This is a genomic window from Streptomyces kunmingensis, from assembly GCF_039533535.1.
Taxonomy (GTDB): Bacteria; Actinomycetota; Actinomycetes; order Streptomycetales; family Streptomycetaceae; genus Streptomyces; species Streptomyces kunmingensis.
The window spans coordinates 340,181-353,130 of the sequence record NZ_BAAATS010000012.1 but is presented as its reverse complement, the minus strand read 5'-3'; the positions used below and the strand labels follow the sequence as shown (position 1 = coordinate 353,130).

Below are 12,950 nucleotides of genomic sequence, written 5' to 3'. Positions count from 1 at the left end.
GTGCGGCAGGGTGAAGGCGCGGGTGGGTACGCGGAACAGCAGGAAGCAGGAACAGCGCGTACCGGGACGCGTGAAGAAGGAGAGGAAAGAGAGGCGCGAACGAGACGCGTCCTCGCTCACGAGAAGGGCGTCTTCAAAGAAGGGTGACGCGCACAGAAGGCGTCAGAAGGGCATCAACAGGACGCGGACCACACTCGACCGAAGTCGATGTGGGAGCGCGTGACCAGCCACTGCTGCGGATGCATGGGCACAAGTGGAACAGGCATCCGTTTCGGCGTCAACTCACTTGAGACGTACGGCTCACACTCTGGACACCCTTGACAGGGCAGGCGAACAGCCCCGTACTCTCAGGGTCGGTACCGCTGCTGAGGGGCTCCGGTGCCGGGTTCGTACGGACGACGGACGTACGGACGACAGGTGTGCGCACCACAGGCGTGAAGGCAAGACCGCGCTGGATGTCCAGCGTCACGGAGCCTTCTCATGTCCTCAGACACCCTCGCCAAAATCCCGCCCTCGGCCCCGCCCGCCGCCACCGCCGTGCCACGCATCGTCCCGCAGCGCCGCGCCGGCCAATGGGTCGCCGCGGCCCTCGTCCTCGTCCTGCTCGGCCTCGCGGTCAACTCGGTCCTGCGCAACGAGGCCTTCCGGTGGGACGTCGTCGGGCAGTACTTCACCTCTTCGTCGGTGCTGCGCGGACTCGGGCTCACCCTGTGGCTGACGGCGCTCGTCATGGCGCTCGGCTTCGCCATCGGCACCCTGCTCGCCGTCATGCGGCTCTCCGCCAACCCCGTTCTGCGCGCGGTGAGTTGGGGGTACGTATGGCTGTTCAGGTCGATGCCGATCCTGGTGCAGCTGCTGTTCTGGTTCAACATCGGCGCCCTGTATCCGAAGATCCTCGGCGTGAAGACCGTCGACCTGTTCGGTCCCGTCACCGTCGCCATCATCGGGCTGACCCTGCACGAGGCCGCGTACGCCGCCGAGGTGGTGCGCGGCGGCATCCTCTCCGTCGAACGCGGGCAGATCGAGGCCGCCCAGGCGCTCGGACTCAGCCGGCTGCGGCGCTGGCGGCGGATCGTGCTCCCGCAGGCCATGCGCTCCATCGTGCCGCCGGCCGGGAACATGCTGATCGGCACCCTCAAGGGCACCTCCATCGTCAGCATCATCGCCGTCCAGGACCTGCTGTACTCGGCCCAGCTCGTCTACCACCGCACGTACCAAGTCATTCCGCTGCTCCTCGTCGCCACCATCTGGTACATCGTCGTCACCTCGCTGCTCAGCGTCGGCCAGTACTACATCGAGCGGCACTACGCGCGCGGGACGACGCGATGAGCACGGGCCGGCCCGGCCGGCAGTCCCTGGTGATCGTGGGCGCCGGGCCGCGGGGAACCGGCATCCTCGAACGCATCGCGGCCAACACCCGGGAGAAAGCCGGACCGTTGGAGCTGGACGTGCACCTCGTCGACCCGTACCCGCCGGGCGGCGGACGCATCTGGCGGCGCGAGCAGTCACCGCTGCTGTGGATGAACTCGCAGGCCCAGGACGTCACCATGTTCACCGACGACACCGTGCAGGTCGACGGACCCGTGCTGCCCGGGCCCGCCCTGCACGAGTGGGCCGGGATCGACGGGCGGGTCTTCGCCGACCGGCGCAGTCAGGGCGGCTATCTGCGCTGGGTGTACGAGAAGGCCGTCGCCGGCCTGCCCGACGGGGTCGTCGTCCACCATCACGCGCGGCGTGCGCTGCGGGTCGGCGGGCCGCGCCACGGACGCCAGCAGGTGTGGCTGGAGGACCGCCCGCGGCCCCTGCTCGCCGATGTCGTCGTCCTCGCCCAGGGCCACCTCGACGCAGAACTCGACGACGAGCAGCGGGCGTTGGCCGCGTACGCCGAGCGGCACGGGCTCGTCCATCTGCCGCCGGACTTCACCGCCGACTCCGACCTGAGCGCGCTCGCGCCCGGCCAGGACGTCCTCGTGCGCGGATTCGGGCTCGCCTTCGTCGACCTCATGGTGCTCCTCACCGAAGGACGCGGCGGCCGCTACGAGGGCGACCGCTACGTCCCCTCCGGCCGCGAGCCCGTGCTCCACGTCGGATCGCGGCGCGGCGTGCCCTACCACTCGAAGATCGGCTACGACTGGGACGCGGCGGCGGGGGAGCGGCCGCCGCTGCCGCGCTTCCTCGGGCCCGCGCAGATCGACGAACTCCTCGCCAAGCCTGGCGGGTTCGACTTCCGCGCCGATGTGTGGCCGCTCATCGACAAGGAGCTCGGGTACGCGCACTACCACCGCCTGTTCACCGCGCACCCCGGGCGCACCGCCATGGCCTGGGCCGACTTCGAGGAGAAGTACGCCGCCGCCACCCCGCTCGGCGCCGAGCTCGGGGCCCTCGTCGCGTCCGCCGTGCCCGACCCGGCCGACCGGCTCGACCTCGCCACCCTCGACCACCCCCTCGACGGGGTCCGGCACACCTCGTACGAGGAACTCCAGGACGGACTGCGCGCCCACATCACCGCCGACCTGGAGCGCCGCCACGACCCGGCACACAGCCCCGACCTCGCCGTCTTCCTCGGTCTTCTCTCCGTGTACGGGCAGGTCGTGCGGCTCGGCGACATCGGCGACTGGTGGCACGGCTTCTTCAGCTTCCTGGCCTCCGGGCCGCCCGGACCCCGGCTGCGCCAACTGCTCGCGCTGTCCCGCGCGGGCGTCGTGAAGTTCGTCGGCGCCGGCATGCGGGTCAGCGCCGAGGACGGGGTCTTCCGCGCCACCGGCGCCACCGTGCCGGGCCACGTCGTCGAGGCCCGCGCCCTCGTCGAGGCCCGCCTGCCGCAGCCCACGCTCGCCCGCACCCGCGACCGGCTGCTGCGCGAGCTGTACGAGGACGGGGCCGTGTCGACCCCCGCGGGACTCCTTGCCGTGGACCCGGACGACGGGCGCGTCCTGCACCGCGACGGCAGCGCCCACCCGCGCCGCTTCGCCCTGGGCCCGCACACGAACGCGCGCGGCGCCGGAGCCTTCACCCGGCCGCGCACGAACAGCCCGTCCTTCCGGCAGAACGACGCCACCGCGCGCGCGGTCCTCGCGTTCCTGCGCGACCTCTCCTGTCGCGCCACCGCGGCCTGAGCAGCGTCCGTCCCCGTATCCCTCGTGCAGTCTTGATCTCTTGAGGTACCCCTATGCCGCTGACCAGTGATCCACCCCTGCAGAAGAGCGACGAAGTCGCCACGGCACCGCCCGCCACCGACTACGCCCAGCTCACAGTCGTCCCCGTACGCCACCCCTGGCGCTGGGTCGCCATCGCCGCGACCGTCGTACTGCTCGCCCAGTTCGTCCACGGTCTGGTCACCAACGCCGGCTGGGAATGGGAGGTGTTCGCGGAGTTCTTCACCGCGGACGTCATCCTCAAGGCCGTCTGGACGACCCTCCAGCTCACCTTCTACGGCACGGCGCTCGGCTTCGCCCTGGGCATCGTCCTGGCTTTCATGCGGCTGTCGCAGAGCCGGTTCCTGAAGACGGTGGCGTTCGGCTACATCTGGGCGTTCCGCTCGATCCCGCTGATCGTGCAGCTGCTGTTCTGGTTCAACCTGGCGTATCTGTACAAGGAGTTGCAGTTCGGCATCCCCTTCGGGCCCGGCTTCTTCTCCTTCGACACGATGGGCCTGGTCGGCGCGATGAGCGCCGCCGTCCTCGGTCTCGCCCTGCACCAGGCCGCGTACGCCGCGGAGATCGTGCGCGGTGGCGTACTCGCCGTCGACAGCGGCCAGTTGGAGGCCGCGGCAGCCCTCGGCATTCCGCGTCTGCGCCAGATCCGCCGGATCGTGCTGCCGCAGGCGATGCGCTCGATCCTGCCGAACGCCGCCAACGAGGTCATCTCCCTCTTCAAGGGCACCTCGATCGTCTCCGTCATGGCCATCGGCGAACTCTTCTATCAGGTGCAGGTCATCTACGGCCGCAACGGCCGCGTCGTGCCCCTCCTGATGGTCGCCACCGCCTGGTACATCCTCCTGACCAGCGCGCTCTCCGTACTCCAGCACTACGTGGAACGCCACTTCGCGAAAGGCACGACCCCATGAGCGCCCCCGCCTCCGAAACCGCCATCGCACCCGCCATGGTCGACATCAAGGCCGTCTACAAGAGCTTCGGCTCGCTGGAAGTACTGCGCGGCATCGACCTGGAGGTGAGGGCGGGCGAGGTCACCGTCGTGCTCGGCCCCTCCGGCTCCGGCAAGTCGACGCTGCTGCGCACCATCAACCACCTGGAGAAGGTCGACAGCGGCTGGATCAGCGTCGACGGATCGCTCGTCGGCTACCGCCGCTCCGGCGACAAGCTGTACGAGCTGCGCGAGCGCGAGGTCCTCAAGCAGCGCACCCACATAGGCTTCGTCTTCCAGAACTTCAACCTCTTCCCGCACCTCACGGTCCTGGAGAACGTCATCGAGGCGCCCGTCGCCGCGCTCAAGCGGCCCCGCGCGCAGGCCACCGAGAGCGCCCGCCGGCTCCTGGACCGGGTCGGGCTCGCCGACAAGGCCGACGCGTACCCCCGCCAGCTCTCCGGCGGCCAGCAGCAGCGCGTCGCCATCGCCAGGGCCCTCGCCCTGGAGCCGAAGCTGCTGCTGTTCGACGAGCCGACGTCCGCGCTCGACCCGGAGCTGGTCGGTGAGGTCCTCGACGTCATCAAGGACCTGGCGCACCAGGGCACCACGATGATCGTCGTCACGCACGAGATCGGCTTCGCGCGCGAGGTCGCCGACACCGTCGTCTTCATGGACGAGGGCCGCATCGTCGAGCAGGGCGCCCCCGGCTCCGTACTGGACGCGCCGCGCGAGGAACGCACCAGGGCGTTCCTGTCGAAGGTCCTCTGAGTCTCTCCCCTCAACCCGCCCGTGAAGCACGCACCTCAGGAGTACGTCCATGCTGTCCCGTCGCACCCTCGCCGCCTCCGTCGCCGCGCTCGCCCTCTCCCCGCTGATCGCCGCCTGCGGAGGTGACAGCGGCGCCGCCACGACCACCGGGAGCGGCGGCACGAAGAAGGTCGGCAGCGTCAACATCGGGCCCGACCAGCACCGCATCCGCGGCAAGAAGGTCGACACGATCGCGGACCTGGTGCCCGAGGCGATCCGCAAGCGCGGCACGCTGCGGCTCGGCGGCAGCGCCGACGCCTCACCACCGCTCGGCTTCTTCGCCACCGACGACAAGACCCGGATCGGCTCCGAACTCGACATAGCCACGCTCGTCGCCGACACGCTCGGCCTCAAGCCCGCGCAGGAGCAGGTGAGTTGGGAGAACCTGTTCGTCGGGCTCGACAGCGGGAAGTTCGACGCGGTGTTCTCGAACGTGACGGTCACCGAGGAGCGCAAGGAGAAGTACGACTTCGCGACGTACCGGCTCGACAACATCGCCTTCGAGGCGAAGAAGGGCACGAGCTGGCGGGTGAAGGGGCCCGAGGACGTCGCGGGCAGGACCATCGCCGTCGCCTCCGGCACCAACCAGGAGAAGATCCTCGTCGACTGGAGCAAGCAGAACGAGAAGGCCGGCCGCGAGCCCGTCACCATCAAGTACTTCCAGAAGGACACGGACTACTACCTGGCGCTCCAGTCCGGCCGTATCGACGGCTACCTCGGCCCGAGCCCGTCCGTCTCCTACCACGTGGCGTCCGCCGGGCAGTCGCAGATCATCGGTGCCATCTCGGGCGGCGGCGACCTCGTCCAGGGCAAGATCGCCGCGACCACGAAGAAGGGCAGCGGGCTCGTCGACGCCTATGCGGCCGCCCTGAACCACGTGATCGAGGACGGCTCGTACGCACGCGTGCTGAAGCGCTGGGGCCTGTCGGGCGAAGCCGTCCCGAAGTCGGAGATCAACCCCAAGGGCCTGCCCAAGCCGTAGCCCTCCTCCACCCTCCTGTCCTGCCGAAAGGTTTCCCACCCATGACCAGCCAACCAGGCCGGGGCCTGCTGCATCTCGCCGCGGCCGTCGACCTGCCCGGCACCTATGACGCCGAGCCCCACCTCCAGCTCGCCCGGCTCGCCGAGCACGGGGCGCTCGACTTCGTCACGCTCCACGACACCTTCGCCGCCCCGGGCCCGGACAGCCTCGCCGTGCTGGCCAGGATCGCCCCGCGGACCTCCCGCGTCGGGCTCGTGCCGACCGTCACCACCACGCACACCGAGCCCTTCCATGTGCAGGCCGCCGTCGCCACGCTCGACCGGGTGAGCCGCGGCCGGGCCGGCTGGCGGCCCGACGTCTCGCTCGGCGAGGACGAGGCCCGGCTCTTCGGGCGCGGGGACGCCGCCGCGCCCGCCGACCTGTGGCACGAGGCCGGTGAAGTCGTCGACGTGGCCCGCAAGTTGTGGGACAGCTGGGAGGACGACGCGGAGATCAGGGACGCCGCCACCGGACGGTTCGTCGACCGCGAGAAGCTGGACCACGTCGACTTCGAAGGACGGACGTTCTCCGTGCGCGGCCCGTCCATCGTGCCGCGTCCGCCACAGGGCCACCCCGTCGTCGTCATCGACGCCACCCGGCCGTACGCGTACGACATCGCGGCCCGGCATGCCGACGTCGCCCTCGTGGCCGTGCACGATCCGGACCAACTGGGCGCGTTAGCAGGCGGGTTGCGGCGCCGGGCCGCCGAGCACGGGCGCGACCCGGAGGCGCTGCGGGTCCTCGCCGCCCTGCGGATCGACCTCGGCGGCGGCGAGTGCGCCGCCCAGCCCGGCCACGGCGGCGGCCCGCTGCCCACCGAGGACGGCCCGCTGTACCGCGGCGGGCCCGTCGACCTCGCCGACCTCATCACCGACTGGCACCGCGCGGGCGCCGTCGACGGCTTCCACCTGACGCCGCTCGACCCGCGCCGCGACCTGGAGCGCCTGGTCAACGGCACCGTGCCGCTGCTCCAGCACCGCGCCCTGTTCCGCACGTTCTACCCGGGCAGCACGCTCAGGGAGCACCTCGGGCTGCGCACGCCGGCACCGCACTACGAAAGGACCACGGCATGAGTGACGCCGCCGATCTCTGGAAGCAGTGGCACGAGGAGCGGGTCGCCGCCGTCTCCGCGCCCCACGGGCCCCTCTCCCTCGCCGGCACCCACTGGCTCGACGACCATCCGGAGGGCCGACTTCCGGCCATCCCGGGGGAGTGGCGTGTGGCCGGTGACGCAATCGTGCACAACCTGGACGGGAAACAGACACGGCTCGCCGCCGACGACACCGTGTCCCTCGGGGGGCGGCGGCTCGTCGTCATCGCACGTGAAGGCCTATGGGCTGTACGGGATTTCGACCCGGCGGCGCCCACCCGAACGGCCTTCCGGGGTATCGACGCCGGCCCGTACGACCCGCGCTGGTCCGTCGAGGGCCGCTTCGCTCCGTACGGCACCGCGCGCGAGATCCGGGTGGAGAACGCCGACGGCAAGGAGCGCGGGCTCGGGCTCGCCGGAGAGCTGTCCTTCACGCTCGACGGACAGGAGCAGGTGCTGAAGGTGGCGCGGCAGGGGGACGGCCGGCTGTGGGCCGTGTTCGCCGACGCGACCAGTGGGAGCAGTACGTTCCGGTTCCGTTTCCTGTACCCGCAGGCCCCCGATGACCAGGGCAGGACCACCGTCGACCTCAACCGCGCCGTGCTCCCCAACTGTGCTTTCGCGGACCACTTCATCTGCCCCTTCCCGCCCCCGGGCAACACGCTTTCGGTGGGCGTCGAGGCGGGCGAACGGAACCTGACGGCCGCCCGGTCCGTCTGACGGAAGGAGCCGAGCCCCGACGGCGTACCCCTGTACGAGGGAAGCCGTCGGGGCATGCCGTCGTGTATGCGGAGATGTGGCCGAAGTCTCAAAGGCGCCCTTGTGCCGATCAGCCGACTCGCCGAATACTCCCGAACAGCGCTTGTCAGGGGCACGGCGTGTTCGGAATCCGGGCACTCTTCCCCCTGGCTGCGCCTCACGGGCCCCCACCCCACGCGGGCCCCCGACTTCCCCATGGGAGGAACGAACAGTGAGGATCAAGCGCACCACCCCTCGCAGTGGCATAGCGAGACGGACCCGGCTGATCGCCGCGGGTACCGGCTTCCTTGCCGCGGCCGCTTTCGCCGCCCCCTCGGCGCAGGCCGCCGAAGCTCCCCAGGCCTTCAGCGCCACCGAACTTGCCCGGACCAGTGATGCGGTGCTCGGCGCCGACATCGCAGGTACGGCGTGGACGGTCGACGCGAAGACCAAGCAGGTCGTCGTGACCGTGGACAGCACGGTCTCGCAGGCCGAGATCGCCCAGATCAAGAAGGAGGCCGGCGCCACCGCGGGAGCGCTCAAGATCGAGCGTACGGCCGGCACCTTCAAGAAGCTGATCTCCGGCGGCGACGCCATCTATGCGAGTAGCTGGCGCTGCTCGCTCGGCTTCAACGTCCAGGACAGCGCCGGTAACTACTACGCGCTGACGGCCGGGCACTGCACCGACGGCGCGGGCACCTGGTGGACCAACTCGGGGCACTCCACGGTCCTGGGCTCCACCGCCGGGTCCAGCTTCCCCGGCAACGACTACGGCCTGATCAAGATCACCGGTTCGGTGACCAAGTCCGGCACCGTCGGCAGCCAGGACATCACGCGTGCGGCCACGCCGTCCGTGGGCACCACGGTCACCCGGCGCGGCTCCACCACCGGTATCCACAGCGGCCGGGTCACCGCCCTGAACGCCACCGTCAACTACGGCGGCGGCGACGTGGTCTCCGGCCTCATCCAGACCACGGTCTGCGCGGAGCCCGGCGACTCCGGCGGCGCGCTCTACGGCGGCACCACCGCCTATGGTCTGACCTCCGGCGGCAGCGGCAACTGCTCCTCCGGCGGCACCACGTTCTTCCAGCCGGTCACCGAGGCGCTCAGTGCGTACGGGATGCACGTCTTCTAGCATCCCGTCGTCCGTGAACCCTCACGTACGATCCTGAACCGCAGCCAGCAGCGGGAGCCCCCGTCCGGCCGATCCGGCCCGACGGGGGCTTCTCCTTGTCACCGGGCCCTCCCGCCCCGCCCCCCGGCGGGGTTACCGTCGAAGCAGAGGTCTGCTGCGCCCACTTCGGACCCTGGGGGGCCGTGAGATGGTCGAGGAACTGGTGGCGGCCGGCGTGGCCGTCGGCTGCGCCGGAGCGGTGTACGGGATGGCGGCGGCGCGGGTCGTCCGGCAGTACGAGCGGGGGGTGGTGTTCCGCCTCGGCCGGCTCAGGGCGCAGGTGCGCGGGCCCGGGTTCACGATGATCGTGCCGTTCGTGGACAAGCTCCGCAAGGTCAACATGCAGATCGTGACGATGCCCGTGCCCGCGCAGGACGGCATCACGCGCGACAACGTCACGGTGCGGGTGGACGCCGTCATCTACTTCAAGGTCGTCGACGCCGCCGAGGCCGTGGTGCAGGTGGAGGACTACCGCTTCGCCGTCTCGCAGATGGCGCAGACCTCGCTGCGCTCGATCATCGGCAAGAGCGATCTCGACGATCTGCTGTCGAACCGCGAAAAGCTCAACCAAGGGCTCGAGTTGATGATCGACAGCCCTGCCGTCGGGTGGGGCGTGCAGATCGACCGGGTCGAGATCAAGGACGTGTCGCTGCCGGAGACCATGAAGCGGTCGATGGCCCGGCAGGCCGAGGCGGACCGGGAGCGGCGGGCCCGCGTCATCAACGCCGACGCCGAACTGCAGGCGTCGAAGAAGCTCGCCGAGGCGGCCGGCGTGATGTCCGACCAGCCCGCCGCGCTGCAACTGCGACTGCTCCAGACCGTGGTGGCGGTCGCCGCCGAGAAGAACTCGACGCTGGTCCTGCCGTTCCCCGTGGAGCTGCTGCGGTTTCTGGAGCGGGCCACTCCGGGCGACGCGGCACCCGCCGCACAGGTGGCCGTCCAGCAGTTGGCGGAGCTCGACAAGGAGCTCATGCCCGAGGGTGAGGACGCGCCGTAGGGCGCCTCGGAGGTGCTGTGGCCTTCCCCCCACACCGTCGATTTCAAGACAGGACTAGGCCTTACCCTCTGCCGCCCGGCCCGTGCACAGGGTGTTTGCAATGGGGACCGACGTGCGAGGGGCAGGGGCGTGCGAGGGGTGAACGGCGCACCGGTGTTCCCGTACGCGCGTCCTGAAGTCGACCTTGTGTGCTCCCTGTGACGCTCGGGATAGTGGGCACGTCAGCCTCACGGATCCGGTCCACCCCCACATCGGGCCTGTTCCTAACCCCCCACAGGAGGACGTGAGTTGAAGCACCGACGCATACCCAAGCGGCGTGTCGCCGTAGCCGGAGCGGGCATCGCCGCCCTGGCCGCCGCGGGCATCACCTTCCAGACTGCGAACGCCAGCACCTCGGCGCCGGATCCGGCGCCCCGGACCCTTTCCGTCGCGAAGGCCGGAAATCTCGCCTCGTCCCTGACGAAGAGCCTCGGCGCGGACACCGCGGGCAGCTACTACGACGCCAAGGCCGAGCACCTCGTCGTCAACGTGCTGAACCAGGACGCCGCGCAGGCCGTCGAGGCGGCCGGAGCCCGGGCCAGAGTCGTGGAGAACTCCCTCTCCGCGTTGAAGAGCGCCCGCACGACACTGAAGAACGACGCCACGATCCCGGGCACCTCCTGGGCCACCGACCCCGCTACCAACAAGGTCGTCGTCACCGCCGACCGTACGGTCACCGGCGCGGCCTGGGACAAACTGAGCAAGGTCGTCGACGACCTCGGATCCAAGGCCGAACTCCAGCGCACCAAGGGGGAGTTCAAGCCCTTCGTCTCCGGCGGCGACGCCATCTCCGGGGGCGGCGGCCGCTGCTCCCTCGGCTTCAACGTGGTCAAGGACGGCCAGCCGTACTTCATCACGGCGGGCCACTGCACCGAGTCCATCTCCACCTGGTCCGACTCCAGCGGCCAGGAGATCGGCACGAACGAGCAGTCCAGCTTCCCGGACAACGACTTCGGCCTCGTGAAGTACACCGCGGACGTTCCGCACCCCAGCGAGGTGAACCTCTACAACGGTTCCGCGCAGCAGATCACCAAGGCCGGTGACGCCACCGTCGGCCAGCAGGTGACCCGCTCCGGCTCCACCACACAGGTCCACGACGGCACGGTGACCGGCCTGGACGCCACCGTGAACTACGGCAACGGCGACATCGTCAACGGACTCATCCAGACCGACGTCTGCGCCGAGCCCGGTGACAGCGGCGGTTCCCTCTTCGCCGGCGACACGGCGCTCGGCCTCACCTCCGGCGGCAGCGGCGACTGCACGTCGGGCGGCGAGACGTTCTTCCAGCCCGTACCGGAAGCGCTCTCCACCTTCGGTGCCGAGATCGGCTGATCACCGGGCCCCGGTCGTCTGGCGCCCCGCCTCCCCTTTTCCACGGGGGGCGGGGCGTTTCGCGTGGGTGCGTGGGTGCGTGGGTGCGTGGGTGCGTGGGTGCGGGGCGTGTGTGGGTGCGTGTGTGCGGGGCGCGTGTGTGCGGGGCGCGTGTGTGGGTGGGTTGGGTGGGGCCGGGTTGGGGTACCTCCTCGGCCGGTTCGGTCTCCACGCCTGTTGTCCGCCGTTGGCGGGTGGGCCGGGATTGTGTGCCTGCGGAGTCCTGCGGTGGCACACCGACCCGGCCCCACCCGCGCGTCTCGTACGTGGCTGCACGCCGGTGGCACACCGACCCGGCCCCACCCGCGCGTCTCGTACGTGGCTGCACGCCGGTGGCACACCGACCCGGCCCCACCCGCGCGTCTCGTACGTGGCTGATGCCGGTGGCACGCCATTGACCCCGCCCGCCTTGGGCAGCTGCCCTAGCCTTGGGCAGTCTGCCGCCCAGGGCGGCAGGGTGGGCAAGGCGGCGCCCCAGCGCCGGGCGCGTTCTCCAGCACCTCCGCTGATACGCCGGCCCGGGGTCGGAGCGGCTCAGGACGCCACGCCGACGTGTGTCGACCCGTTCCCCGTCGACCCGGTCTCTCCGGCGTCGTGCCGCTCCCGCACGCTCGGTACCAGCAGCGTCACCACGACGCCTAGGACCGCCCAGCCTGAGAGGACCAGGAGCGAGCGCGTGACGTCGTTGCCCTGGAAGTAGGCGATGGAACGCGCCGTCCAGGTGCCCGCGCCGGGCGGCAGCCAGGGTCCGATCGCCTGCCAGAACGGCGGCAGCATCGGCAGCGGGAAGGCGCCGCCCGCGCTCGGGTTGCCCGCGACGACGATCAGCAGCACGGCCAGGCCGATGCCGACGATGCCGGTCAGCTCCTCCAGGGCCAGTGTGATCGCGCCGACCGCGAAGGTGACCAGCGCGCCGAGCCCGGCCAGGCCCCAGAAGGAGCCGGGCAGCGCGCCGAGGATCGTGTCGCCGATGATCCATGAGCCGCCGATGCCGCCGACGATCGAGACGAGCGCCATGGCGCCGAGCCGGATCGCGGCGCGCTGCGGGCTCGTGGGCCGGGAACCCGCGCTGATCGACATGATCGAGGCGCAGAGGTAGCCGCCTACGCACCAGCCGACGACGAGGTAGAAGGCGGAGAGGCCGTCGAAGTCGTGCGAGGAGGCGGGCGCCACGTCGACCGGGTTCACGGTCCGTTTCTCGGCGCCGTCGACCTTGGTGGCGAGCGATTCGAGGGCGCTGGCCAGGACTGTGCCGCCGCCGGACGCGACCAGCAGGGTGTCCGTGCTGCCCCGGGGGTCGATGACCAGGGCGCCGTCGATCTTCCTGTCCATGATCTGCTGCCGGGCTGTTCTCTCGTCGGCTACCACCCGCGGGTCCAGTGGGGAACCCGGCAGCTTCGCCAGCCGCTGCTCGGTCTGCTGGGCGGCCGCGGGGGACGGGGCGACGACGCCGAACGGGACGTCCTTCGGCTTCGGATCGTGCAGCGCGCCCACGTAGGAGGCGATGAACAGCAGCTGGAGGGCGAGCACGCCGATGACGAGCAGCGCGGCTCGGGGAGTGACGGCGTTCTTGAACTCGTCGGCGAACTTCATGCCCCCACGCTCCGGCGGGCGTCCGCGTCGTGCA

At 70.7% G+C, this 12,950-nt stretch carries 11 protein-coding genes; 10 read left to right on the top strand and 1 reads right to left on the bottom strand.

Annotated features, from left to right (window positions below):
* Positions 1-480: 480 nt before the first annotated feature.
* The 10 genes from ABD366_RS16320 (at position 481) to ABD366_RS16275 (ending at position 11,284) form a co-directional block, all read left to right on the top strand.
* A complete protein-coding gene (locus ABD366_RS16320) occupies positions 481-1,329 on the top strand; it encodes an amino acid ABC transporter permease (protein ID WP_324767867.1) in 849 nt (282 codons plus the stop codon).
* On the top strand, positions 1,326-3,116 hold the full coding sequence (locus tag ABD366_RS16315) for an FAD/NAD(P)-binding protein (protein ID WP_324767866.1): 1,791 nt from the start codon (positions 1,326-1,328) through the stop codon (positions 3,114-3,116). Before ABD366_RS16320 ends, ABD366_RS16315 begins: the two co-directional genes overlap by 4 nt.
* Before the next feature lie 53 nt (positions 3,117-3,169).
* The gene (locus tag ABD366_RS16310; protein ID WP_324767865.1) at positions 3,170-4,066 is read left to right on the top strand and encodes an amino acid ABC transporter permease; all 897 of its coding nucleotides are present in this window, start codon (positions 3,170-3,172) and stop codon (positions 4,064-4,066) included.
* Positions 4,063-4,854, top strand: coding sequence for an amino acid ABC transporter ATP-binding protein (locus tag ABD366_RS16305; RefSeq protein ID WP_324767863.1), 792 nt, complete (start codon positions 4,063-4,065; stop codon positions 4,852-4,854). The genes ABD366_RS16310 and ABD366_RS16305 overlap by 4 nt, the downstream gene beginning before the upstream one ends.
* Positions 4,855-4,903: 49 nt before the next feature.
* On the top strand, positions 4,904-5,875 hold the full coding sequence (locus ABD366_RS16300) for an ABC transporter substrate-binding protein (protein WP_324767862.1): 972 nt from the start codon (positions 4,904-4,906) through the stop codon (positions 5,873-5,875).
* A gap of 41 nt (positions 5,876-5,916) precedes the next feature.
* A complete protein-coding gene (locus ABD366_RS16295; protein WP_324767861.1) occupies positions 5,917-6,987 on the top strand; it encodes an LLM class flavin-dependent oxidoreductase in 1,071 nt (356 codons plus the stop codon).
* Positions 6,984-7,724 (top strand): DUF1684 domain-containing protein, encoded by a 741-nt coding sequence (locus tag ABD366_RS16290; RefSeq protein WP_324767860.1) that lies wholly within the window; start codon positions 6,984-6,986, stop codon positions 7,722-7,724. Before ABD366_RS16295 ends, ABD366_RS16290 begins: the two co-directional genes overlap by 4 nt.
* A 250-nt stretch (positions 7,725-7,974) precedes the next feature.
* The gene (locus ABD366_RS16285; RefSeq protein ID WP_324767859.1) at positions 7,975-8,877 is read left to right on the top strand and encodes a S1 family peptidase; all 903 of its coding nucleotides are present in this window, start codon (positions 7,975-7,977) and stop codon (positions 8,875-8,877) included.
* A gap of 187 nt (positions 8,878-9,064) precedes the next feature.
* Complete coding sequence (locus ABD366_RS16280) at positions 9,065-9,913, top strand: slipin family protein (protein WP_324767858.1); 849 nt, start codon at positions 9,065-9,067, stop codon at positions 9,911-9,913.
* Between the two features lie 288 nt (positions 9,914-10,201).
* Positions 10,202-11,284 (top strand): S1 family peptidase, encoded by a 1,083-nt coding sequence (locus ABD366_RS16275; RefSeq protein WP_324767857.1) that lies wholly within the window; start codon positions 10,202-10,204, stop codon positions 11,282-11,284.
* A gap of 573 nt (positions 11,285-11,857) precedes the next feature.
* On the opposite strand, the gene ABD366_RS16270 is transcribed toward ABD366_RS16275, so the two are convergent.
* Positions 11,858-12,916, bottom strand: coding sequence for a DUF3533 domain-containing protein (locus ABD366_RS16270; RefSeq protein WP_324770177.1), 1,059 nt, complete (start codon positions 12,914-12,916; stop codon positions 11,858-11,860).
* Positions 12,917-12,950 lie beyond the last annotated feature (34 nt).

Coding starts and splice junctions, on each gene's coding strand:
- ABD366_RS16320 (WP_324767867.1), top strand. CDS start 481: ATGTCCTCAGACACCCTCGCCAAAATCCCGCCCTCGGCCCCGCCCGCC.
- ABD366_RS16315 (WP_324767866.1), top strand. CDS start 1,326: ATGAGCACGGGCCGGCCCGGCCGGCAGTCCCTGGTGATCGTGGGCGCC.
- ABD366_RS16310 (WP_324767865.1), top strand. CDS start 3,170: ATGCCGCTGACCAGTGATCCACCCCTGCAGAAGAGCGACGAAGTCGCC.
- ABD366_RS16305 (WP_324767863.1), top strand. CDS start 4,063: ATGAGCGCCCCCGCCTCCGAAACCGCCATCGCACCCGCCATGGTCGAC.
- ABD366_RS16300 (WP_324767862.1), top strand. CDS start 4,904: ATGCTGTCCCGTCGCACCCTCGCCGCCTCCGTCGCCGCGCTCGCCCTC.
- ABD366_RS16295 (WP_324767861.1), top strand. CDS start 5,917: ATGACCAGCCAACCAGGCCGGGGCCTGCTGCATCTCGCCGCGGCCGTC.
- ABD366_RS16290 (WP_324767860.1), top strand. CDS start 6,984: ATGAGTGACGCCGCCGATCTCTGGAAGCAGTGGCACGAGGAGCGGGTC.
- ABD366_RS16280 (WP_324767858.1), top strand. CDS start 9,065: ATGGTCGAGGAACTGGTGGCGGCCGGCGTGGCCGTCGGCTGCGCCGGA.
- ABD366_RS16270 (WP_324770177.1), bottom strand. CDS start 12,916: ATGAAGTTCGCCGACGAGTTCAAGAACGCCGTCACTCCCCGAGCCGCG.